At 48.1% G+C, this 19,996-nt stretch carries 22 protein-coding genes and 13 tRNA genes; 10 read left to right on the top strand and 25 right to left on the bottom strand.

Annotated elements, in window-relative coordinates; translation table 11 throughout:
- Positions 1-19: 19 nt before the first annotated feature.
- The 5 genes from flgF to flgB are packed head-to-tail and all read right to left on the bottom strand — an operon-like array spanning position 20 to position 3,491.
- Positions 20-754 (bottom strand): flagellar basal-body rod protein FlgF, encoded by a 735-nt coding sequence (flgF, locus tag GMA8713_RS14675; protein ID WP_062711302.1) that lies wholly within the window; start codon positions 752-754, stop codon positions 20-22.
- Between the two features lie 11 nt (positions 755-765).
- On the bottom strand, positions 766-1,962 hold the full coding sequence (gene flgE, locus GMA8713_RS14670) for a flagellar hook protein FlgE (protein WP_062711299.1): 1,197 nt from the start codon (positions 1,960-1,962) through the stop codon (positions 766-768).
- Positions 1,963-2,011: 49 nt separating this feature from the next.
- A complete protein-coding gene (flgD, locus tag GMA8713_RS14665; protein ID WP_062711296.1) occupies positions 2,012-2,692 on the bottom strand; it encodes a flagellar hook assembly protein FlgD in 681 nt (226 codons plus the stop codon).
- Positions 2,692-3,126, bottom strand: coding sequence for a flagellar basal body rod protein FlgC (flgC, locus tag GMA8713_RS14660; RefSeq protein WP_062711294.1), 435 nt, complete (start codon positions 3,124-3,126; stop codon positions 2,692-2,694). Before flgC ends, flgD begins: the two co-directional genes overlap by 1 nt.
- A gap of 2 nt (positions 3,127-3,128) precedes the next feature.
- A complete protein-coding gene (gene flgB / locus GMA8713_RS14655) occupies positions 3,129-3,491 on the bottom strand; it encodes a flagellar basal body rod protein FlgB (RefSeq protein WP_062711291.1) in 363 nt (120 codons plus the stop codon).
- 80 nt (positions 3,492-3,571) lie between these two features.
- Here flgB and flgA point away from each other — a divergent pair, with 80 nt between their 5' ends.
- From flgA to GMA8713_RS14625, 6 genes are all read left to right on the top strand, one after another.
- The gene (gene flgA, locus GMA8713_RS14650) at positions 3,572-4,369 is read left to right on the top strand and encodes a flagellar basal body P-ring formation chaperone FlgA (protein WP_084387750.1); all 798 of its coding nucleotides are present in this window, start codon (positions 3,572-3,574) and stop codon (positions 4,367-4,369) included.
- A gap of 112 nt (positions 4,370-4,481) precedes the next feature.
- The gene (locus tag GMA8713_RS14645; protein WP_062711286.1) at positions 4,482-5,012 is read left to right on the top strand and encodes a YbhB/YbcL family Raf kinase inhibitor-like protein; all 531 of its coding nucleotides are present in this window, start codon (positions 4,482-4,484) and stop codon (positions 5,010-5,012) included.
- An 8-nt stretch (positions 5,013-5,020) separates the two neighbouring features.
- A complete protein-coding gene (locus tag GMA8713_RS14640) occupies positions 5,021-5,794 on the top strand; it encodes a helix-turn-helix transcriptional regulator (RefSeq protein ID WP_062711283.1) in 774 nt (257 codons plus the stop codon).
- 198 nt (positions 5,795-5,992) lie between these two features.
- On the top strand, positions 5,993-6,274 hold the full coding sequence (flgM, locus tag GMA8713_RS14635) for a flagellar biosynthesis anti-sigma factor FlgM (protein WP_062711280.1): 282 nt from the start codon (positions 5,993-5,995) through the stop codon (positions 6,272-6,274).
- A 7-nt stretch (positions 6,275-6,281) separates the two neighbouring features.
- Positions 6,282-6,722, top strand: coding sequence for a flagellar protein FlgN (flgN, locus tag GMA8713_RS14630; RefSeq protein ID WP_232314449.1), 441 nt, complete (start codon positions 6,282-6,284; stop codon positions 6,720-6,722).
- A gap of 3 nt (positions 6,723-6,725) precedes the next feature.
- Complete coding sequence (locus GMA8713_RS14625; RefSeq protein WP_062711274.1) at positions 6,726-7,421, top strand: lytic transglycosylase domain-containing protein; 696 nt, start codon at positions 6,726-6,728, stop codon at positions 7,419-7,421.
- A 64-nt stretch (positions 7,422-7,485) separates the two neighbouring features.
- Here GMA8713_RS14625 and GMA8713_RS14620 read toward each other — a convergent pair.
- Positions 7,486-7,576 (bottom strand) — tRNA-Ser (locus tag GMA8713_RS14620).
- Positions 7,577-7,930: 354 nt separating this feature from the next.
- Here GMA8713_RS14620 and GMA8713_RS14615 point away from each other — a divergent pair.
- On the top strand, positions 7,931-8,290 hold the full coding sequence (locus GMA8713_RS14615; protein ID WP_062711272.1) for a HopJ type III effector protein: 360 nt from the start codon (positions 7,931-7,933) through the stop codon (positions 8,288-8,290).
- A gap of 33 nt (positions 8,291-8,323) precedes the next feature.
- Here GMA8713_RS14615 and GMA8713_RS14610 read toward each other — a convergent pair whose 3' ends face one another.
- The 3 genes from GMA8713_RS14610 to GMA8713_RS14600 form a co-directional block, all read right to left on the bottom strand.
- On the bottom strand, positions 8,324-9,256 hold the full coding sequence (locus tag GMA8713_RS14610) for a DHH family phosphoesterase (protein WP_062711268.1): 933 nt from the start codon (positions 9,254-9,256) through the stop codon (positions 8,324-8,326).
- 186 nt (positions 9,257-9,442) lie between these two features.
- Positions 9,443-10,408, bottom strand: coding sequence for an arginine deiminase-related protein (locus GMA8713_RS14605; RefSeq protein ID WP_062711264.1), 966 nt, complete (start codon positions 10,406-10,408; stop codon positions 9,443-9,445).
- A 191-nt stretch (positions 10,409-10,599) separates the two neighbouring features.
- Complete coding sequence (locus tag GMA8713_RS14600) at positions 10,600-11,091, bottom strand: Lrp/AsnC family transcriptional regulator (RefSeq protein ID WP_062711261.1); 492 nt, start codon at positions 11,089-11,091, stop codon at positions 10,600-10,602.
- 54 nt (positions 11,092-11,145) lie between these two features.
- On the opposite strand from GMA8713_RS14600, the gene GMA8713_RS14595 reads away from it, so the two are divergent.
- Complete coding sequence (locus GMA8713_RS14595) at positions 11,146-11,430, top strand: hypothetical protein (RefSeq protein WP_062711257.1); 285 nt, start codon at positions 11,146-11,148, stop codon at positions 11,428-11,430.
- A gap of 746 nt (positions 11,431-12,176) precedes the next feature.
- Here GMA8713_RS14595 and GMA8713_RS14590 read toward each other — a convergent pair.
- The 15 genes from GMA8713_RS14590 to GMA8713_RS14515 all read right to left on the bottom strand — a co-directional run bounded on the left by GMA8713_RS14590 (position 12,177) and on the right by GMA8713_RS14515 (position 16,535).
- A tRNA-Met gene (locus GMA8713_RS14590) sits at positions 12,177-12,253 on the bottom strand.
- A gap of 158 nt (positions 12,254-12,411) precedes the next feature.
- Positions 12,412-12,487, bottom strand: a tRNA-Gly gene (locus GMA8713_RS14585).
- A gap of 32 nt (positions 12,488-12,519) precedes the next feature.
- A tRNA-Met gene (locus tag GMA8713_RS14580) sits at positions 12,520-12,596 on the bottom strand.
- Between the two features lie 55 nt (positions 12,597-12,651).
- Positions 12,652-12,727, bottom strand: a tRNA-Gly gene (locus GMA8713_RS14575).
- Between the two features lie 134 nt (positions 12,728-12,861).
- Positions 12,862-12,937 (bottom strand) — tRNA-Gly (locus GMA8713_RS14565).
- Between the two features lie 32 nt (positions 12,938-12,969).
- Positions 12,970-13,046 (bottom strand) — tRNA-Met (locus GMA8713_RS14560).
- 37 nt (positions 13,047-13,083) lie between these two features.
- Positions 13,084-13,159, bottom strand: a tRNA-Gly gene (locus tag GMA8713_RS14555).
- Positions 13,160-13,191: 32 nt separating this feature from the next.
- A tRNA-Met gene (locus GMA8713_RS14550) sits at positions 13,192-13,268 on the bottom strand.
- A gap of 37 nt (positions 13,269-13,305) precedes the next feature.
- Positions 13,306-13,381, bottom strand: a tRNA-Gly gene (locus tag GMA8713_RS14545).
- A gap of 32 nt (positions 13,382-13,413) precedes the next feature.
- A tRNA-Met gene (locus tag GMA8713_RS14540) sits at positions 13,414-13,490 on the bottom strand.
- A gap of 37 nt (positions 13,491-13,527) precedes the next feature.
- A tRNA-Gly gene (locus GMA8713_RS14535) sits at positions 13,528-13,603 on the bottom strand.
- Between the two features lie 4 nt (positions 13,604-13,607).
- Positions 13,608-13,681: transfer RNA gene (locus tag GMA8713_RS14530), tRNA-Cys, on the bottom strand.
- A gap of 157 nt (positions 13,682-13,838) precedes the next feature.
- The gene (locus GMA8713_RS14525; protein WP_062711254.1) at positions 13,839-14,447 is read right to left on the bottom strand and encodes an alpha-ketoglutarate-dependent dioxygenase AlkB family protein; all 609 of its coding nucleotides are present in this window, start codon (positions 14,445-14,447) and stop codon (positions 13,839-13,841) included.
- An 81-nt stretch (positions 14,448-14,528) separates the two neighbouring features.
- Complete coding sequence (locus tag GMA8713_RS14520) at positions 14,529-15,137, bottom strand: 2OG-Fe(II) oxygenase (protein ID WP_062711251.1); 609 nt, start codon at positions 15,135-15,137, stop codon at positions 14,529-14,531.
- A 114-nt stretch (positions 15,138-15,251) separates the two neighbouring features.
- Entirely contained in the window at positions 15,252-16,535 is a 1,284-nt protein-coding gene (locus tag GMA8713_RS14515; RefSeq protein WP_062711246.1) for an NAD(P)/FAD-dependent oxidoreductase, read from the bottom strand.
- Between the two features lie 401 nt (positions 16,536-16,936).
- On the opposite strand from GMA8713_RS14515, the gene GMA8713_RS14510 reads away from it, so the two are divergent.
- Positions 16,937-17,980 (top strand): ABC transporter substrate-binding protein, encoded by a 1,044-nt coding sequence (locus GMA8713_RS14510; protein WP_062660949.1) that lies wholly within the window; start codon positions 16,937-16,939, stop codon positions 17,978-17,980.
- 63 nt (positions 17,981-18,043) lie between these two features.
- Here GMA8713_RS14510 and GMA8713_RS14505 read toward each other — a convergent pair whose 3' ends face one another.
- A complete protein-coding gene (locus tag GMA8713_RS14505) occupies positions 18,044-18,775 on the bottom strand; it encodes a sulfite exporter TauE/SafE family protein (RefSeq protein ID WP_062711243.1) in 732 nt (243 codons plus the stop codon).
- 145 nt (positions 18,776-18,920) lie between these two features.
- Here GMA8713_RS14505 and ltaE point away from each other — a divergent pair, with 145 nt between their 5' ends.
- A complete protein-coding gene (ltaE, locus tag GMA8713_RS14500; protein WP_062711240.1) occupies positions 18,921-19,931 on the top strand; it encodes a low-specificity L-threonine aldolase in 1,011 nt (336 codons plus the stop codon).
- Positions 19,932-19,996: the final 65 nt, after the last annotated feature.

Here is a 19,996-nt window from a genome sequence, read left to right as displayed (position 1 = left end):
TCTCCTTTCACAGCCGCGCTTAGCGCGCAGCCATCAATTTATTGCCCGCTTGCGCCAGGGTTTCTGCCGTTTTCATCATGCGTACCTGCATTTCAAAGTTGCGGGTCAGTGACATGATGCCCACCAACTCATCAATGGCAGACACGTTACTGCCTTCGATATGCTCATTGGCGATCTGAACGGTTGGGTCAATGTCGAACGGTGCTCCGTCGATGCTGTGAAGCAGGCCATCACTTTCTTTCTGGATTTGGGTGATATCCGGATTCACCAGTTTCAGTGTGCCAACCTGAAGCTCTGCACCACCACCCGGCGGAACAATCGACACCACACCGCGCTCGCTGATTTCCACTTTTTCATGATCAGGCAGCGCCATTGGCGCGCCGTCTGCACTCAATACCTGAAAGCCATTCACGGTCAGTGCGCCAAAGTTGTCCGCCTTGATATTGCCGGCACGGGTATAAGCTTCATTGCCAACCGGCGTTTGTACCGCAAGATACCCGTTGCCCATGATGGCGATATCCAGTGCGCGGCCAGTTTTCGTCACATCACCGGAATCAAAGCGGGTCATGGCGGAGTTGGTGACGGCCATGGTACGGCCATCAAAACCTGAGCCATTGAGCTGAAGGCTTTGTACGCGTTCCATATCCGCACGGAAACCCGCAGTATCAGCATTAGAGAGGTTATTAGACCGAACATGCTGTGCCTTCAGAACACGGCTCGCACCGGACGTGGCGGTAAATAACAAGCTATCCATATCCTGTTTCCTTAAATCGCGTTAAACAGCGCCTGGGTCAGCTTGTCATTGGTCGAAATGGTTTTGGCGTTAGCTTGATAATTACGCTGAGCGGTCATCAGGCTGACAAGTTCAGTGGTCAAATCCACGTTCGAACCTTCCAGCGCACCTGGCGTCAGACCACCCAACGTGCCCGATCCCGGAGCACCAAGAATCGGCGCGCCTGAGCCATAGCTTTGTGTCCACGCTGTGCCACTCACTTTAGAAAGGCCTTGCGGGTTGGCAAAGTCAGCCAATACAACCTGTCCTTGAAGCTGGGACTGGCCGTTAGTGTAAGTCGCGTAAACCATGCCGTTATCTTCCACACGCACGCCCGCCAGCTCGCCCGAGGTGTAACCGTTCGGGTTATTGGTGCTCACGCCAAACGCCGCACCGAACTGGGTGCTGCCAGCCAGATTGATATCCAGGCTTACCGGCTCTGCACCTGCTGCCGGGAAGGAAACATTGAACGGTGCGGTTGGGGCTGCCAATGTGCCATCTTGATTGAAATTCACGGCAACGGTTTCAACCGGTGTTGGGCTTCCATCCACTTGCACATTGACCTGCCACTGGTTATCACCGGTTTTGGTGAAGTACTGGGTCACGGTGTGGGAGTTGCCCAGGGAGTCGTAAACTTTGGAGGTATAGGAGGAGTTGAAAGAGCTTGGGTCGTTCGGATCAAAGGGGGTTGCTGTCTGATCAATGACTTCAGCACTTGCGTCAAAGTTGGCAATGAAATCCAGTTTATCAGTCGCTTTTGCATTCAAAGATGACGTGGAAATTTTCAGGTCGCCCACTGAGCCAGAAAGCAGATTTCCGCCACCATCAACACTGTAGCCTTGAAGTTTCGCGCCGTTGTTGGAAACCACAAAGTTGTCTTTGTCGGTGCCGAATACCCCTGCGCGGGTGTAGAGCATTTGGCCTGCACTGTCTTTGGTCACAAAGAATCCACTGCCGTTAATGGCCAAATCCATTGCGCGTCCCGTGCCAGTTACAGAACCATTCTTATCGAAATTTTGGGAAATGGACGCTACTTCCACGCCACCTGGCTGCATGCCGTTGTAAACCGCTGAGAACTCGGTACGAGCGCCTTTAAATCCATAGGTGGACGCGTTGGCAATGTTATGGCTGATGGTATTCAGCTCGGTATTGGTCGCATCCAGACCGCTCAGTGCGATATTGAAACTCATGATTAACCTCTGTTCCTTGTTATTGTTTTGGCTTGGTGACTGGGAGCTGTTATGCCCCAAACTGGGTGATCGAGTAGAAAGGCACGCTGCCCACACCTGCAATATTCACCAGTGCTGCACCGCCGTTACTTGGAATTCGAACCTGTTCAACCGTGCCAGCCAGCAAGATATTAGGATTCGCCTGTCCGTCCTGAACCTTGACAGATAGTGTGTATTCACCCGGTTTTAGCCCCAGCTTTTCCGGGTCGATAGAAAAATCCACATCGCCCTTTCCGTGAGCGCCCAGCGGCACTTCGGTTTTCTGACCATAGGCATCCTGTACCACCAGCGTGACCTGATTAGAGGCATGCTCCAGCTCGATTTTTCCGTTCTGGATGCCTTCCCCAAGGCCAAACTCGTTGGAATCCACATACACGGTTTGACCCACCAAACCTGCCGTAGAAAGCACCTGCATGTTGTCCATTAGCACCATGCTGTTTTGCATCATGCCGGACATGTTCTCCATGCTCTGAACCTGGGAAAACTGCGCTAGCTGGCTGACATATTCAGTGCCATCAAGGGGATTGAGCGGATCCTGATTCTGGATTTGCGCTACCATCAGAGTGATAAATTCGTTTTGCAGAGAGGTAGAATTGTTCATGTCGAGCGGATTATTGGCGATCCCAGACTCGTCAGCGGAAGTTTTCACCGGCGTATCTGCAGAAAGAGCGGAATAGTGTGCAATGCTCATTAGCTGCCCTGCCCTAATTTCAGCAAGCCTTGCTGCATGCTTTTCACATTCGACATCACTTCAACATTGGTTTCGAAGCTTCGGGTGGCCGACATCATGTCTGCCATCTCAGAAACCACATCAATCCCCGGGTAGTAAACATAGCCCTCGTCGTTTGCCAGCGGGTTATTTGGCTCAAAGCGCTTTTCTGCTTCGTTGCTGCCCTGCACCACATCAACAATTCGCACTTCGGCATTCGGGTATGTATTCTTCCCCGCGGTGAGTTGGGTATTGCTGTAAACAGTGGCAAATACTGGCTTGAGTGCCTTGTAAGCATCATCCGGATTCGCTGATACCGCATCAGCGTTGGCGAGGTTACTCGCGACGGTATTCAGGCGGACAGTCTGAGCTGTCATAGCTGAACCTGCGATGGTGTAGATATCCGTAAATGCCATGGTTAACGTCCTTCAATCACTTTCGCCAGGCCATTGAATTTCATATTCAGGAAGGTCAGGCTGGTTTGAAAATCCATATTGTTCTGGGTGAACTTGGCTTGCTCGACCCCAAGCTCAACGGTATTACCGTCTTTGCTGTTCTGATAAGGAATCGAATACTGTGCAGCTATCTGCATTTTTGGCGGCGCTTTCTTCACGCTACCAGATGACATTTCACCCATCACAGTGGTAAAGCTCAGGTCCTTGGCGAGGTATCCGGGCGTATCAACATTCGCTAGGTTACTCGCGAGGACTTTGGTACGCTGGACGCGAAAATTCAGCGCATCCGGGTGCACACCCAAGGCTTGTTCAAATGTGATAGCCATGCCTCTCTCCTTTTCGGGTTAATTCCAATACCCAAGGAACAAAACAAGATGCATGCCAGAAATATAAGCATTAAATTTCAATGATTTACAAAAAAGAAAGGAAGCCTAACTTCCGCATGTCGGAAGTCTCCGCCAGAAGAGGGAAACACCAAACTTCCCTTCAGAACGTGTTGCTGGTGTTAACGTTAGGACTGGTGACATCACCCGCTTTCGCCAAGCCTGAAACCATGACACTCAAAAGCGTTGAAGATGCGGTTTCGAAAGCCTATGAAGACGAAATAAACCACATTGCCGCATTGAGAAACTGGCCAAAATTTCAATTCAGCACAGACATTCGGGTGCCACCCTCTGCCGTACACTTACCAAGATGCCAATCCGAGCTTGTGATAGAAGGAAGGGACAACCAATCTCTGCCTATCGGTAACCTGCGCAGAACCGTGAGCTGTGAAGATGGGGATAGAAACTGGCGGCTGAATGTATCGCTCAAAACCTCCCTGACCCTGCCCGTGGTCGTCGCGAAGCATAATCTTCGACGCGGTGAGACAGTGACCCCCCTGGCACTCTCAGTTGAGCTCCGGACATTGACCCGCAACGATCCCTTTTTCACCAAAATATCTCACGCCACCGACTATCAAACAGCGAGGCGAATTCGAACAGGACACATCTTGAACCCCGACAAGCTGATTGCTGTCCCCCTGATAGAGAAAGGCAATGAAGTGGTGGTGATTGCCAGTAAAAATGGCTTCTCGGCCAGCACGAAAGGTGTAGCGTTAGAAAGCGGGAAGAAAGGAGAACAAATTGACGTGCAGAACCATTCTTCTAACAAAGTCGTTCGTGCCATCGTGACGGGACTCAATCAGGTTCACACTCAGTTTTAAACCTTAAAAGCTCAAAATGCTTTCTATTTAGTTTAACTTTGAGCTTTTGTGTAAACTTACTCTTATCATTGCTCGGTATTCTGGCTCTCACTTAATGAAAAGGAGAGCCAAAATGAAATTCACCGTTTTAATTCCAATCCTTGCAGCCGCCGCATTTAACAGCCAGGCATTCACCTTGACGAGCAATGATATTCAGGAAGGCTCACGAATGGCTGACACCTATGCGTTTCAGGGTTTTGGTTGCAGCGGAGAAAACCTCTCACCGCAACTGAGCTGGAAAGATGCTCCGGAAGGCACCAAGAGTTTTGCCATTACCGCTTACGACCCCGATGCACCGACAGGTAGCGGATGGTGGCACTGGGTAGCATTGGATATTCCCGCTTCCACCAACAGCATTAAACAAGGCGCTTCGGGGCATTTGAAGCAAGTGAGTGAGATGGCAAATGATTATGGTGCAATTGGCTATGGCGGCGCTTGCCCACCTGTAGGCCACGGCATGCACCGCTATCAATTTACAGTATGGGCGATGCCTGCCGAAAAGTTAGCGTTACCAGATAACCCATCCAATGCGCTAATCGGGTACATGCTCAATGCCACCGCATTGGATAAAGCGACGCTGACTGCAACCTATGTGAGAGAGTAAGAAATAGAATGACGAGAGCATTGGTACAAACAGGACAATTTCGAGGCATCACTAATCAACCACTGCGTAATGTGCTCGTATACGCTCCGACGATTGTCTGGGTTAACCGTGGGCTCAAACAACTCTGGTGGCACGACAGTTCCCGTCATTACTCGCCACAAGACTGGTTGGTGGTTCCAGCCAGTCATTCCCTCACATTCGTTAATGAGCCTTCACAGACCGATTTCTTTTCAAGAACACTGACTTTTTTGGAGCCGCCGCCACGTGAATGGCTAGAGGAAACGCAGCAAGTATCGATCACTGAAGAACCACGGCTCACAGTGACACCGCAACTCGCCTATTGCTTTGAAACCCTCTATGAAATGGCTGGAAAGTCGCTGTCAGAAACCACGCAGAGGCATTTCCTGATGGGATTCTACGCTGAGCTGAAAGAGGCTAAGGCACTTCATCTGCTCTATCCTGGCGCAGAAACCTCACTAAAAGAAAAGCTCGCCAGCTACCTCAGCCTCAACCCTGGCGAGGCACATAGCATTGAAACCATTGCGGCAAACTTTTCCATGAGCCCCGCAACGTTAAAACGGAAACTGGCCGCGGAAGACACTTCCTTCCGCACTGTTCTTACCAATGTTCGCATGGTCTACGCCTTATCACTGATGCAGAAATCCCGTTCACAGCTCAACGTGGCGCTGGCATGTGGCTATCAATCAGAAGCACGGTTTTCCAGCCGTTTCAAAGAAACATTTGGTCTTTCACCAAAGGAATACGTTCAAACCCTGCGGTGATCAAAGATTGACCAAGATTCCCGTTTTTCTGGACTGAGCTTGGCATTTTTTGCCCAGGCTTCTCGCGCCCGGATTCGTTTCTCGGTTAAAAGAGGCTTTGCGAAGGTAGAAAATTCATCATTGTATTTAATGTGGCAAATGTTCCGGTCGCATAACCTCAGTAAGCACCAACACCACTGATGAACCAGGACGAATACCATGAAAATCGACAAAGTCGCAGGTGGCCACGTTAACCACACCAACTTGAGCCAGACCGCCCCTAAATCGCCGGAAACCCCTGTTCGCCCATCAGTTTCTGAGACTCACATCAATACTAATACTGCTGCAATCGAAAAAGCACAGCAAGACATGGGAAAACTGCCAAATGTGGATATGGCGAAAGTTGAACAAATCCGCAGTGCGCTTCAGCGTGGCGAACTGGGCTTAGATATGCTGGCGTTGTCACAGGCTGTTATGAAGTTTCACACCGGACACGAGTGATTGAGAGATGATGGCGTCAGACAAAAAGCAGTTGATTCAGGTTTTCCTACGAACAGTTGGACATGATATCCGGCACTATCGGGCGCTTTTACCTTTACTCAAAGCGCAGCGAGCGCTCTACCTGACGTTTGATGCCAACTTACTTGACGCCAACACCAAGCAGCAATTACCGCTCTTGGCGGCGTTAAAACGTTCGTCCAATGAAAGATCGCAAAGCCTGACGCAGTTGGGGCTTTCCGCAGATGATAACGGAGTAGCCCGGCTACTTTCAGTGTTGCCGAATACGCTATCGACACAAGCCAAAAACCAATGGTCGATGCTCAAAAATCTCATTGAACAATGCCAAAAGTACAACGCCGAAAATGGCCAAACCTCTGCCAGTTTCCATGAAATGCTGAGTCAAATGACGACCGCTTCATCACCGACTTATCAAGAAAACACGCTCTAAACCATGCTAAGCAAGCACTACCGAAAAACACGTCAAACACTGCTGCTTTCGTGTGTTCTGTTTTTTGCTGTTTCGGTTTTTGCAAAGCCTTCTCAACAAGCCATTTCAAAAGAGCTCGCGGTGCTTTCGCCTTATGAAAAACAAATCCAGCAACGCTTCAATGCCAATACCTCATTGGTCTCTGACATCCTGAACAGGCTAAAAGCATATCATTTACCCCAAAGCTTTGTGCTAGTCCCCATGCTGGAATCCTCTTTCAATCCCAATGCAGTTTCACCGGCTAGCGCCACTGGCTTGTGGCAATTGATGCCCGCCACCGCAGAGCGTTTTGGATTAAGCGTTTCACCCAATCATGACCAACGTTTTGACGTCTCCGCGAGTACAGACGCCGCGTTGGCTTACCTCAGCTTTCTGCACAAGAAATTTAAAGGCGATTTGTCACTTACACTGGCTGCTTATAATGCAGGTGAAGGACGTGTATCCAGAGCGATAAAGCACGCTGGCAATTCGCGATTTACCGCACTGACACTGCCATCAGAAACCCATCAATACGTCAGCCGCTTTTACGCCCTTTCCAAGTTGGTCGATGTAAACGACCTCACCCCTTCACCACGATTCTTTTTGTTTGCCAATGGCGCAGAGGTTTCAACCTCTCCGTTGATCGAGTTCGAGACACTTCCACCTTTGATCAAACTTTAGTCGGTCAGCTATAAGGAATTTAAGATACAAATAAGCCCGCTCAGTGAACGGGCTTAATCTAATTTGGCGGAGAGATAGGGATTTGAACCCTAGATACGCTATTAACGTATGCCGGTTTTCAAGACCGGTGCTTTCAACCACTCAGCCATCTCTCCGTAAGTGCGGGGAATATTAGCGGCAGTTCAGAAAACTGTAAACATTTTTTTATCCAATTAAGTTTGTTTGATGCTTTTAAAATCAATATGCTTCTATTCTGTCCTCATGCAAGCGCAATCTTAAGAAACAACCACGAAACACATTCACATTTGCCTTACTTTAAAGACAAACTTTCAGAAGTTTTAGAGCATAATATGTAATCGCAAATGGCACTTCACTTTGCTGTATCATCCTGTTAAAACAGATCGTTAAGGAAATGCTTGGCGAGGCTTTTAAACGAATGGCCTAATATTTAGCTCATTCCAAATGCACACTAAAAGCCAGTTTATTAAGCAATAGCAGTTAGGATTATCATGCAACTCAGTAACTTCTTACTTAAGCTCTCTAACACTCCCGAGCTCGTTGAATTCGAAGACACCATTTCAGTTATTGATCGTTTTTATCAGTACTCTCCGGCGGAATTCATGAATGGCGACTTGATCAACAAAGCGGGTCAAAACACGGGGTCATGCAAGATTTTTGCGTTTGGAAAGTTACACGGACTTGATGAACGTTCTGTATTAGCATGTTTTGGCAGATACTACAGAGATGATGTTCTGGGCCACCCTAGCGGTAAAGACCACCTAAACATTCGAAATTTCATTCATAATGGTTGGAAAGGTGTTTCCTTCGACAGACTTCCGTTGTCACCCAAAGAACCTCGAAATAACTAAGAGAAATCCCCTCGTTTGAGGGGCTTTCAATCTTTAACCATCTTTGTTTATTTGCACGATGAGTTCGTCTTCTATTTGCGCGGCCATCTCATTGGCGACCTGACATGTCCCTGCATTTTCATGACCACCTCCACCATACTTCAACATTAATTCACCAATGTTTGTTTGTGATGATCTATCAAAAATAGACTTACCACATGCGAACACTGTATTTTGTTTTTTGAGTCCCCACAGCACGTGAATAGAGATATTACACTGCGGATAAAGCGCGTAAATTTCGAACCGATTGCCAGCCCAAATTGTATCTTCACGGCGTAGATCTAACATAACTAAATTGCCACATACTGATGCACAGCGTCGGATTTGTTCTTGGAACTTTTCTCGATGGCTGAAATAAAGATCAACACGCTCTATAACATCAGGAAGTGCCATTATTTCTGCGATAGACTTGTCTTTGCAGTGATCAATTAAGTCCATCATCAATTCATAGTTTGAAATACGGAATTCACGGAAACGCCCAAGACCAGTTCTGGAATCCATAATGAAGTTTAGCAACCCCCACCCCTCGGGATAGAGAACCTCGTCTTTGGTATATTGTGCTGAGTCGCCTTTGTCGACCTCTTCCATCATTTCATCCCAGGCCGCCGGGAAAGTACTCTCTCCACCAAAATGCTTCCAGACGACACGAGCTGCCGAAGGCGCATCTGGGTCAATAATATGATTCGCGCTCAGGTCCTGATTTCGGACCATTTCAGAGGAATGATGATCGATGCACAAGTGTGCTTTCGCGTTGTAGGGTAAGTTGGTCGTAATGTCATATTCAGTGATCTCAATGATCCCGTCCTGCATGTCCTTGGGGTGCACAAATTTGATCTCATCGATCAGGTCTATGTGCTTTAACAGCACAGCACATACTAGTCCGTCGAAGTCACTTCGTGTGATAAGACGATATCGTCTTTCTGGCATTAACTTAACTCCCGTAATTAAAGGCTCGCCATCTGATGGCTTTTTATTTCCAATAACGCTACATACCTTTAAGAATAAGACGAATACCCAAATCTGCAACTTCACCGAGGAAATCTGTTGTTTGTTGTGCTATGCCCGAAAAGAAAAAGCCGCTTTTTTTGAAGCGGCTCTTTGAAGTTTCTTTCTTCACCGTGGCAAGAAGTTCTCACCCAACATGCACCTCACGCTGCCACCCCCGATGGTCTCAATAGTCGATACGTCGATTGGAACCAGCTTGCCATGCTTACGCAATACACGCTTTTGCTCTAGGGTGAAAGCATTATAGGCAGAGAGAGACATGGCAATCAGACGTTCGCCTTTGCTGTTTTGTAGCTGGAGGATATTGCCGCAAAACTGCCCCATTTGCTCTTCACTGATTGAAACAACGTCTTTTGTCTTTTGTAGGGAGTTCAGCACCCTGCGACGCTCAAACTCTTCGATGATTTCATCACAGATCACTGCAAACCCTTCACCTACTGACATCATCACATTGGTGTGGTAGACCGGTGAGCCAGAAGACATATGGGTATCGAAGTAAATCACTTCTTTGAACCCAGCCTGATTAACGTACTGCTGAAGTAAATCGCGATTGCAACGAACGGATAAAGCTGCATACACGGTGGAATTGACATGATCCATGATCATCACACCCGTGCTTTCCAAAAAGGCTTCTGGTTCCTCCAAATCACCTAGGTGATGCACCTTTCCAGATTTGAACCCGGACTCTTGCAAGGCACTCAAGAGCGCTTCAGGACGTAATTCACGACGACGGTTTTCACACGCCATTGGGAACAGGTAAATGTCACCATTGGCTGAGGTAGAAAACCAATTATTGGGGAATACGGCATCTGGCGTTTCGCCTTGCTCCGAGGAGTAATCCATCACCGTCACATTCACTCCATGTGACCGTAATAGCTCCACCATACCGTAAAATTCGCTTAACGCTTTAGTGCGGATTTCAATGTCAGAAAGAGCCAGAGATTTTTGAAACTCATTATCTGCGCTGGTTTCCACATTAAATTTGAAATCAATAGGTGGCACCATCACTACAGCACTCGCTGCATGGACAGTGGCCTGAGAGTTGATCGTATCTCTCGGAATGGGTGCGACCATCCAAACACCTCAACATATTATTAACATTATTGTTGTGAGTTTAAGTTTAGCCATGGTCACATGGGAAAGTTACCTGAATATGAAGGGAATACATCGTCTTAGTTCAAGCATTAACTGATTTAGTATAAAAATTTAGTTAATTTAACTATATGACACAGATTTACCCATCACTTTATCTTAACGTTTCTTTATCAAGACACCGCAATTAAGTCAGGGTTGATCCCAGCGTTTCGCTTGTATTCGGCAATAACAATTTCGCTTCGGGTTTGGATAACACCAGGGAGTTGGATAATACGGGTCGACATGAAGTTCTGATAGGCTTTGATGTTCTTCACCCTTACTTTCACCATGGCGTCAAAATCACCAGAAAGTGAATAGCACTCTTCAATTTCAGGGATCAGCATGGCTGATTTAGCGAATTTATCGAAGATTGAAAGGTTGGTTTGATCAAGACGCATGTGAATAAAAACAACCACATCCAAGCCCAACTTCTCCGCCGAAATATCGGCGTGGTAGCCAGAAATGTACCCTTCCCTTTCAAGGCGTTTTACCCTTTCAGAGCATGGCGTCGTAGTGAGATTCACCCTTTTTGCCAGTTCAACCACGGGTAGACGGCCGTTAGTCTGAAGAATACGAAGTATTTCGATGTCAGTGCGATCGAGCGTAGAGGTAGTATTTGCCATGCTGTTGCTTCCTTTCCTGCGAAAAACCTATCGTAGTCAATTAGAGCAGGTAATATGACTTTTTCCTATATCCCTAACAGCAATAACCCTTACAGTTTTCGGTTCGTCAGTAATTTGCGTATCTTTGATAAGAGCCACGCTACAGAAAAAGCCGCAGGCACCAGCGTCGCGAGAATTAAGATTGAAGCAAGTGCATTGGCAGATACCTCCCTAGGGGCTATTGATCTTTGGTGTCTCAACATAACTCGTCGGGTATTTCACTTCAAAGTGCAGCAGCACTGTGTTGTTGTCGATAACAAGTTTCACAGCAATGATGAGGAAAAAAGAAACAAAGAATAGGAGTAGGCTTCTGATTTTGAATTGAAGCTTGGTCAGAAGAATACTTTTACTTTGACAATACGAGGTCGGAAGTGTGCGGTTTCTTACACGACCCTTGAAGCCTACTGCGAGACATGCAACTTGGACGTTGCGCCGGTGCTGCTTTCTGCCTGCGGGCTATCTGATAAAGCTATCGGCGCGCTTATCACTACTGGTTGGGATATCCCCAGTTCAACACTACACCGCTACAGACATCGCCCTTGAGCTCGGAGTATCAGCGCAAAAGGTGGGTAAAACGGTCAACGTAACAGTTCAAACCCGAGAAAAGAATAAAACCCGTGTCGATAGTTGTTGCTGGGTGTTCTTGTTTGGCCTGAAAAGAAAATCTGGCGACTTAACAAATCATTACAAGCCCAATGGTATCTCCGAGCTTTGGGATAGTTGCGTCAAGCGCGCAGGTATCCGGCGCCGTGGACCCTATCAAACCCATCATACGTTTACCGGTTAGATGCTGATCGAGGATGCCAACCCGAGTTGGATTGCTACTCAAATGAGCCATAAGTGTACAAAGATGGTGCTGGAAACCTATAGAAAGTTCATGCCCTATGCTTCCCATAATCGGGTTGAAAAATCGAATAAGAGATTCAGTTCATGCTCCATGTAGAGGACACAGAAAGAAGTAATTCCACTAATTCAAAAAGTTATACGTCACAGTAATTTACACATACAAAAAAGCCCAGACCTAAATAGGTCTGGGCTTTCGAATGTGGTTGCGGGAGCCGGATTTGAACCGACGACCTTCGGGTTATGAGCCCGACGAGCTACCAGGCTGCTCCATCCCGCGTCCGTATCTCACCGTTCAAGTGCGATGACAACTTCCCACCTCTTCTAAGAGAAAGTGGAGTGACACACGAGGTTCCCAATCTTCAAGGCTTAGGCGTGACCTCAACCTTGGCAAGGTTTCTTGCGTATCACACTTCCGGAGAACCGAAAGTCAAAATTTGGAGCGACACACGAGGTTCGAACTCGTGACCTCAACCTTGGCAAGGTTGCGCTCTACCAGCTGAGCTAGTGTCGCATGTTACCCGGCGAAGCCGAATAAACTGAATGTGGTTGCGGGAGCCAGATTTGAACTGACGACCTTCGGGTTATGAGCCCGACGAGCTACCAGGCTGCTCCATCCCGCGTCCGTATTTCACCGTTCAAGTACGATGACAACTTCCCATCTCTTCTAAGAGAAAGTGGAGCGACACACGAGGTTCGAACTCGTGACCTCAACCTTGGCAAGGTTGCGCTCTACCAGCTGAGCTAGTGTCGCATGTTACCCGGCTAAGCCGAATAAACTGAATGTGGTTGCTGAACTGACGACCTTCGGGTTATGAGCCCGACGAGCTACCAGGCTGCTCCATCCCGCGTCCGTATCTCACCGTTCAAGTACGATGACAACTTAATTGGAGCGACACACGAGGTTCGAACTCGTGACCTCAACCTTGGCAAGGTTGCGCTCTACCAGCTGAGCTAGTGTCGCATGTTACCCGGCTAAGCCGAATAAACTGAATGTGGTTGCGGGAGCCAGATTTGAACTGACGACCTTCGGGTTATGAGCCCGACGAGCTACCAGGCTGCTCCATCCCGCGTCCGTATCTCACCGTTCAAGTACGATGACAACTTAATTGGAGCGACACACGAGGTTCGAACTCGTGACCTCAACCTTGGCAAGGTTGCGCTCTACCAGCTGAGCTAGTGTCGCATGTTACCCGGCTAAGCCGAATAAACTGAATGTGGTTGCGGGAGCCAGATTTGAACTGACGACCTTCGGGTTATGAGCCCGACGAGCTACCAGGCTGCTCCATCCCGCGTCCGTATCTCACCGTTCAAGTACGATGACAACTTAATTGGAGCGACACACGAGGTTCGAACTCGTGACCTCAACCTTGGCAAGGTTGCGCTCTACCAGCTGAGCTAGTGTCGCATGTTACCCGGCTAAGCCGAATAAACTGAATGTGGTTGCGGGAGCCAGATTTGAACTGACGACCTTCGGGTTATGAGCCCGACGAGCTACCAGGCTGCTCCATCCCGCGTCCGTATCTCACCGTTCAAGTACGATGACAACTTAATTGGAGCGACACACGAGGTTCGAACTCGTGACCTCAACCTTGGCAAGGTTGCGCTCTACCAGCTGAGCTAGTGTCGCATCATGGAGGCGCGTCCCGGAGTCGAACCGAGGTCCACGGATTTGCAATCCGCTGCATAGCCACTCTGCCAACGCGCCTTCGTTTGTTCCGCTTCAGTAAGTTGCCTTCCTCTGCGGTACGGAGCGCATTCTACGGATTCACGTGATCTAGTCAACACTAATTTTGAAAAAAAAGTTCGTTCGCTCAAATTCACGGCAAAGTCGATATAAATCGACCATATCGAGCCTTTTTTACTCAGGATTTCGCTAAGAAGTTAATATTCCGGAAAGTGAGGTTAATTCTCGGCCCCCTCAGTTTTGCGGTTTTCGGCACTGCATGCTGCCAATAAGTTTGGGTTTTGCCCGCCATAATCAGCAGAGAACCAGAACCTAATTCAAATTCGCGTTTTTCTCCAGTTTGAAGATGCCGAAGAACAAAGCGGCGAGTCTCACCAAAACTGAGTGAGGCAATGCTGGGCTCAGGGCCTAACTCTATTTCATTGTCTTGATGCCACCCCATGTAATCCTGTCCATCACGATAAAGATTCGCGAGCACAGAATTGTATGTCACACCAGACGTTTGCTCACATTGGGACTTCAATGAAAGTAATGATTCAGGCATAAGTGCGGCCTTCAGGTGGAGCCCTGAATATGAGTAGGCATCACCAAACCACGCCTGCAACCTAGGTTGAAGCACTTCGCGACCAAACATTTTGATGGGGAGTTGGTCCCAAGGAAGAGATAGGGAGAGATGTTGAAAAATGTCAGAAGCGATATTTGTGGGAATAAACTCAGGCTCCCAGAACAGTTTCCCATCTGGAATGTCTATCCATCCTGTTTGCTGAAAAAGATCGCCCTGAAACATCTCACCTCCACTATTGCTTGTGTGAGATGAAGATACCGTTTTACCTCCCAACAATCGAGAGAGATAAAACGGTACAACAAATTAGCGAGATGGATCGACGCGGTTGCCGCGCATACCGTTCACACGGAACCAACCTGCAATGCTGTAACGCTCTCGGTTGGTCGGTAATACCTCATGGGGAAACTCCTCCGATAGGAACACCAACAAACGTCCAGCTTTCGGCCAGAGGGTATTGAGATGATTATCGTCGATATCATAAATCACAATCTCACCACCATCTTCATCCGCCCACTCATCATTGAGGTACATCACCGTGGTTAAACGGCGGTTGGAGCGGCCTTCAAAAGTATCGAGGTGTTTTTGATAGAAATCACCGATGTCGTAACGCGCGAAGTGCGCTTCATACTCGAACAAACCCAAAAAGAAGTGGCGGTTGACGTCGTTCTTTATCGCTTCCATTCGAGAGAGATAATCGTCCGAGGCAGCATGCTTTCCGCGTTCCAGCCAGGAAATCTTGTCACTACGGATTTGTTTGTTGGTATGGTGCTGCTGGTGTCGTCCGATGCCAGCAGGTTTCATACTTTCAGGAATGGCATCACGAAGCTGTTCGACTTCTTCTGCATTCAAGAAATCATCCCACACGTACCAACCTTGGGTATGAAGTGCGTCTAATAACTTATCTGTGTTCATTGCCAGCACCTCTAAGTACAAGGGGTAGCGAATCTACCCCTTGTGTTAGTGCCGCTTCAAATCACAGATTTTATGGAAAGGATTTAAAAATCTAATCGTGAGATCGGAGAGCAATCAGTTCGCTAATGCGTCTTCCATTTTTGCTTTCAAGATCGCCATCGCGAGCGCAGGTTTACGCAGCACTTTCGGCGTTGGGATCCAGCCATGATCGATGCGTGAGAACACATCGAAACGTCCTGCCTGCCCTGCCATTGCTTCAGCAACAACGCGGCCTGCGATATTAGTCAAACCAACGCCATGACCAGTGTAGCCATGGGCTGTATAGATATCGTTACCCAAATGCGAGATTTCCGGCATGTAGCTGCGAGTCACCGCAAACAGACCACCCCAGTGATATTCCATCTTCACATCACCCAGCTGAGGGAACACTTTCAACATGCGCTGACGCAGACGCTCCTGACTGTCTGAATACTCGCCATTGAACGGATGGTTCACACCGCCGAACAGAATGCGTCCATCAGCAGTCGGGCGGAAATAATCCAGACAGTTATTCAGATCAGACATCGCCATCTTGTTAGTGATTGGCTGGCGATCGCCAAGCTGCTCAGTCACACCAATGTAAGAGGCTACAGGCAGCACTTTTGATTGCGCCTTGCGATGCAGGCCATCAAGGTATGCATTACAAGCCAACAGAACCTGTTTTGCCTTCACGCTGCCTTTTGCAGTTTTTACCGTGTTAACCCCTGCGCCTTTTTCCAGTTTGATCACTGGGCTGTTTTCATAGATTTCCGCGCCAACGGAAATCGCCGCTTGTGCCAAACCCAGCGTGTAGTTCAGGGTGTGAACGTGACCGCTGTTTGGGTCGAATAAGCCGCCCAAGTAACGACGGGTGTTCGCTACCTGCTCAATCTTGTCAGTGTCCCACCACTCGGCAACCGGATAGTTGTAACGACCATGCTTCAGCTCGTGCCAAGATTTCAGTTCTTTCTCCTGACCTTTGTTCAACGCCAGTTCGATGTAACCTTCCTGGAAGTCACAATCGATGTTGAACTCGCTGATGCGTTCACGAATGATATCGATAGACTCAACGGACAGATCCCAAAGCTGCTTGCCCCATTCTGGGCCGTACTCTTCGTCAACTTCACGAAGACCCAGACAGTAACCCACCAGCGCCTGACCCCCATTACGACCTGAACCACCAAACGCGATGCGTTGGCCTTCCAGCACCACGACACTCATGCCCTTCTTCCGAAGTTCAATCGCTGCATTCGTGCCCGTCAAACCAGCTCCGATAATACAAACGTCCGCTTGAATATCACTGGTTAGCTCCGGTTGTTCAGGCAAAACATTTGCCGTTGCTTGATAGTAGCTATCGATATACCCGTGTTCTTTCGCCATTTCGCGACTAAATCCTGCTAAAAGGGTTAATTAAAAAGACGGCGAATATTCGCACTAAGCCACATAGCAAGCAAGGGGTTCTTGCTCCCTCACCAAGCTCAAAAATAACAGGCTTCGTTGATGCTGTGAGCGGCGCACAAATTGTTACCTTTTCAAAGGGATTCTCATTGACAGAGGGGACAAATGTTTTGATGATGCGCGTTCATTTTTCAGCTTGGTATATACCCAAACTACCTCAAGGCGCTTTTTCAGCGAAAAGACTGGTTTCACAAGGGGTTCTGTGGTTCCGGAGTAAATGGTTCTACTCCACACGGCACTATAAGTGAAGCACGTAGGCAAAAGGAAGGATGTCTGCCTGTGCCTTAAGGTAGTTTGGGTATGCCACTTAAGGATAAAACCAAATGAACCAATATCTTAAAGGGGTGAAAGCGGCAAGCATCGCACTTACCGCAACAGTTTCTTTCAACGTTTCTGCAAACAATGAAGTACTGAATATCTACAACTGGGCCGAGTACATGCCAATGGGTGTGATTAAGGCGTTTGAAAAGGAGTACGATGTTTCAGTTAACTATTCAACGTTTGAAAACAATGAATCCATGTATACCAAGCTGAAGTTGCTTGATGGGAAAGGCTATGACCTTGCGTTTGCATCGACATACTTTATCCAGCGCATGAGCGACGAAGGCATGTTGGCGAAAATCGATAAATCGAAAATCCCACATGTTAAGGACATTATTCCTGGTCTGATGGGTCAACCATTCGACAAAAACAATGACTATTCCCTTCCCTATATCTGGGGCGTGACGGCTATCAGTTACAACGGCGACATCGTTGATGGCAGCAATGTGACTAAATGGGCTGATCTTTGGAACGACGAGTTCGCAGGCCAAATCATGCTGCTCGACGACGTGCGAGATGTTTTCGGGATGGCTCTGAAAGCCAAAGGCTACAGCATCAACACCACCAACGAAGCAGAGATCAAAGAAGCGTATGAAATGCTGAAAGATCTGCGTCCTAATGTCGTGGTTTACAACTCAGATGCACCGCACGTACCGTTTGTGACCGGCGAAGTCGGTATCGGTCAACAGTGGAACGGTAACGCCTATCTGGCGCAAGCCGAGATGGAAAACATCGAGTTCGTGTACCCAGACGAAGGCTCAATCCTGTGGATGGATAACTTTATCATTCCGAAAGGCGCTGAGAAGGTCGATCTGGCACATAAGTTCATCGACTTCCTGTACCGCCCTGAAAACCAAGCAGCAATGGTCGAAGAACTGGGTTACCCAGCACCAAGCAAACGTGCAAAAGAAAAACTGTCTGCGGAATACACTGAGAACAATGTAATTTTCCCATCAGACGAAGATGTTGAAAAAGGCGAATTCACGAACGATGTGGGTGAAGCAGTCAGCATCTACAACCGTTATTGGCAACTGCTGAAAAGCTAGTTCGCTTTTCGTGAAACAAGAAAGCCGCGGTCATTGCCGCGGCTTTCTGCTTTGTTACTGTGCTCAATTCGATTTGAAAAACAGCATATGTGCAGCACTTAGCGAAATCGCTCCCCGGACAATCATTTTCAGTTGTTCTGGTGAGATACGGGCAAAGAATTTATAGCCAAAGAACATACCAATGAACAGAGCAGGTAAGCCAACTGCACTCCCCTGTAATGTCTCCGCATTGACTAACCCTAAGTAAACCAAGCCCACCAGCTTCATAATGTTGAGCGTCATGAAGGCCCAAACACGGGTTGCCACATAGGCAGACTTCTCCATTTTCTGTTCAAGAAGAAACAATCCCATCAACGGGCCAGCCGCATTCGCTAACACCCCAACAAATCCGCACAACATACCTGCAATACTTGCCGCATAGCGATTGGTAAAGATAGGAAGCGGACGATAGTCCAGCCAAATAGAAAGTCCCAGCAACGCAAAAATAAGCAGCCCCAGTACTGTCATAAAGGTTCGCGCGTCAATGTTGCCAAGCACAACGGTGCCTAATGCCACACCTACTGCGCCAAAGGGGATTAGCCTTGCTAAAACAGACCAATTAATGTTTTTCCGATAAGTCAGGACGGCAATGAAATCAGTAAGTAGGTATAGCGGCACGATGACAGCCAAGGCCTCAGGTCCTGGGAAAGCGAGCATCATCAACGGGAGAATAACCAGCCCTAATCCACCGACGGAGAATTTGGAAAAACCCGTGACCAGACAAGCTAAAGAGATGAAAAGCCAAGACCATTCCATGGGCATAATTTCCTTGTTTTACCGTCGCCCATTCTGTGGCTCAAGATATAGACGAGTAGGATGATTCCAATGTTTTGTAATTACTTTTTCTTCAATCAGGAGTAATCTGCTTACTCGATCATAGTTGTAATCAGGACAGATAAGAATGATTGATTTCCGCTCAGACACAGTGACACAGCCGGATCAAAAAATGCGCGAAGCCATGGCTAACGCACCCGTGGGTGATGACGTATATGGTGACGACCCAACGGTCAATGAGCTGGAGCAGTGGGCTGCTGAGCGCCACGGTTTTGAGGCAGCAGTATTTACCTCATCGGGGACCCAAGCGAACTTGCTGGGTATTCTGGCACATTGTGAGCGTGGTGACGAATATTTGTGCGGTCAACAAGCGCACAATTACAAGTACGAGGCAGGTGGTGCAGCGGTACTGGGCTCTGTTCAACCTCAACCCATCGAGAACAACAAAGACGGAACCCTATGCTTTGAAAAGCTCGCGGCAGCGGTTAAACCGGATGACTCTCATTTTGCGCGCACCAAACTTCTCAGCTTGGAAAACACCATAGGTGGGAAAGTGCTACCTTTGGAATATCTGGCGAGAGCGCGAGAATTCGTGAATCAGCACAACCTGAAACTCCATTTAGATGGCGCTCGTGTTTACAACGCATCCGTAGCGTTGGGCGCAGACATCAAAGAAATCAGCCAGCATTTCGACTCCATGACCATTTGTTTGTCAAAAGGTCTAGGGGCACCGATTGGCTCTTTGCTGTTAGGTGATGCTGACTGCATTCAGCGTGCACGTCGACTGCGTAAAATGGTGGGTGGTGGGATGCGTCAGGCTGGCATTTTGGCGGCAGCGGGTAAGATTGCCCTGACTGAAAATGTCGAACGTCTCAAAGATGATCACGACAACGCCCGATATCTGTCTGAAAATCTCGGGGCGATTCCGGGTTTCAATACCTTTATTTACCCAGTTCAAACCAACATTGTTTACGCCGACGTTGCGGCACATATCGACATTAGTGCGATTGCATCCGTGTTGAAAGAACAGGGGATTCTGGTTTCCCCATCTTACAAGGCGATGCGTTTTGTGACTCACAAAGACGTGACGAAATCAGACATAGATACGCTACTTTCGGCTATCGAAAAACAGCTCTGAGCTGGAAGTAAATAACGAAGAGAGAGGCGGTTTTCCGCCTCTTTTTACATAGATAAAAGAGGAAT

The organism is Grimontia marina, assembly GCF_900060185.1.
GTDB lineage: Bacteria > Pseudomonadota > Gammaproteobacteria > Enterobacterales > Vibrionaceae > Enterovibrio > Enterovibrio marinus.
The sequence above is the reverse complement of the archived record's forward strand: the minus strand, read 5'-3'. Positions and strand labels throughout refer to the sequence as shown.

Excerpts from the sequence above, each read along its gene's own strand:
- flgF (WP_062711302.1), bottom strand. The coding sequence starts at position 754 with ATGGATAGCTTGTTATTTACCGCCACGTCCGGTGCGAGCCGTGTTCTG.
- flgE (WP_062711299.1), bottom strand. The coding sequence starts at position 1,962 with ATGAGTTTCAATATCGCACTGAGCGGTCTGGATGCGACCAATACCGAG.
- flgD (WP_062711296.1), bottom strand. The coding sequence starts at position 2,692 with ATGAGCATTGCACACTATTCCGCTCTTTCTGCAGATACGCCGGTGAAA.
- flgC (WP_062711294.1), bottom strand. The coding sequence starts at position 3,126 with ATGGCATTTACGGATATCTACACCATCGCAGGTTCAGCTATGACAGCT.
- flgB (WP_062711291.1), bottom strand. The coding sequence starts at position 3,491 with ATGGCTATCACATTTGAACAAGCCTTGGGTGTGCACCCGGATGCGCTG.
- flgA (WP_084387750.1), top strand. The coding sequence starts at position 3,572 with ATGATTTACAAAAAAGAAAGGAAGCCTAACTTCCGCATGTCGGAAGTC.
- GMA8713_RS14645 (WP_062711286.1), top strand. The coding sequence starts at position 4,482 with ATGAAATTCACCGTTTTAATTCCAATCCTTGCAGCCGCCGCATTTAAC.
- GMA8713_RS14640 (WP_062711283.1), top strand. The coding sequence starts at position 5,021 with ATGACGAGAGCATTGGTACAAACAGGACAATTTCGAGGCATCACTAAT.
- flgM (WP_062711280.1), top strand. The coding sequence starts at position 5,993 with ATGAAAATCGACAAAGTCGCAGGTGGCCACGTTAACCACACCAACTTG.
- flgN (WP_232314449.1), top strand. The coding sequence starts at position 6,282 with ATGATGGCGTCAGACAAAAAGCAGTTGATTCAGGTTTTCCTACGAACA.
- GMA8713_RS14625 (WP_062711274.1), top strand. The coding sequence starts at position 6,726 with ATGCTAAGCAAGCACTACCGAAAAACACGTCAAACACTGCTGCTTTCG.
- GMA8713_RS14615 (WP_062711272.1), top strand. The coding sequence starts at position 7,931 with ATGCAACTCAGTAACTTCTTACTTAAGCTCTCTAACACTCCCGAGCTC.
- GMA8713_RS14610 (WP_062711268.1), bottom strand. The coding sequence starts at position 9,256 with ATGCCAGAAAGACGATATCGTCTTATCACACGAAGTGACTTCGACGGA.
- GMA8713_RS14605 (WP_062711264.1), bottom strand. The coding sequence starts at position 10,408 with ATGGTCGCACCCATTCCGAGAGATACGATCAACTCTCAGGCCACTGTC.
- GMA8713_RS14600 (WP_062711261.1), bottom strand. The coding sequence starts at position 11,091 with ATGGCAAATACTACCTCTACGCTCGATCGCACTGACATCGAAATACTT.
- GMA8713_RS14595 (WP_062711257.1), top strand. The coding sequence starts at position 11,146 with ATGACTTTTTCCTATATCCCTAACAGCAATAACCCTTACAGTTTTCGG.
- GMA8713_RS14525 (WP_062711254.1), bottom strand. The coding sequence starts at position 14,447 with ATGTTTCAGGGCGATCTTTTTCAGCAAACAGGATGGATAGACATTCCA.
- GMA8713_RS14520 (WP_062711251.1), bottom strand. The coding sequence starts at position 15,137 with ATGAACACAGATAAGTTATTAGACGCACTTCATACCCAAGGTTGGTAC.
- GMA8713_RS14515 (WP_062711246.1), bottom strand. The coding sequence starts at position 16,535 with ATGGCGAAAGAACACGGGTATATCGATAGCTACTATCAAGCAACGGCA.
- GMA8713_RS14510 (WP_062660949.1), top strand. The coding sequence starts at position 16,937 with ATGAACCAATATCTTAAAGGGGTGAAAGCGGCAAGCATCGCACTTACC.
- GMA8713_RS14505 (WP_062711243.1), bottom strand. The coding sequence starts at position 18,775 with ATGGAATGGTCTTGGCTTTTCATCTCTTTAGCTTGTCTGGTCACGGGT.
- ltaE (WP_062711240.1), top strand. The coding sequence starts at position 18,921 with ATGATTGATTTCCGCTCAGACACAGTGACACAGCCGGATCAAAAAATG.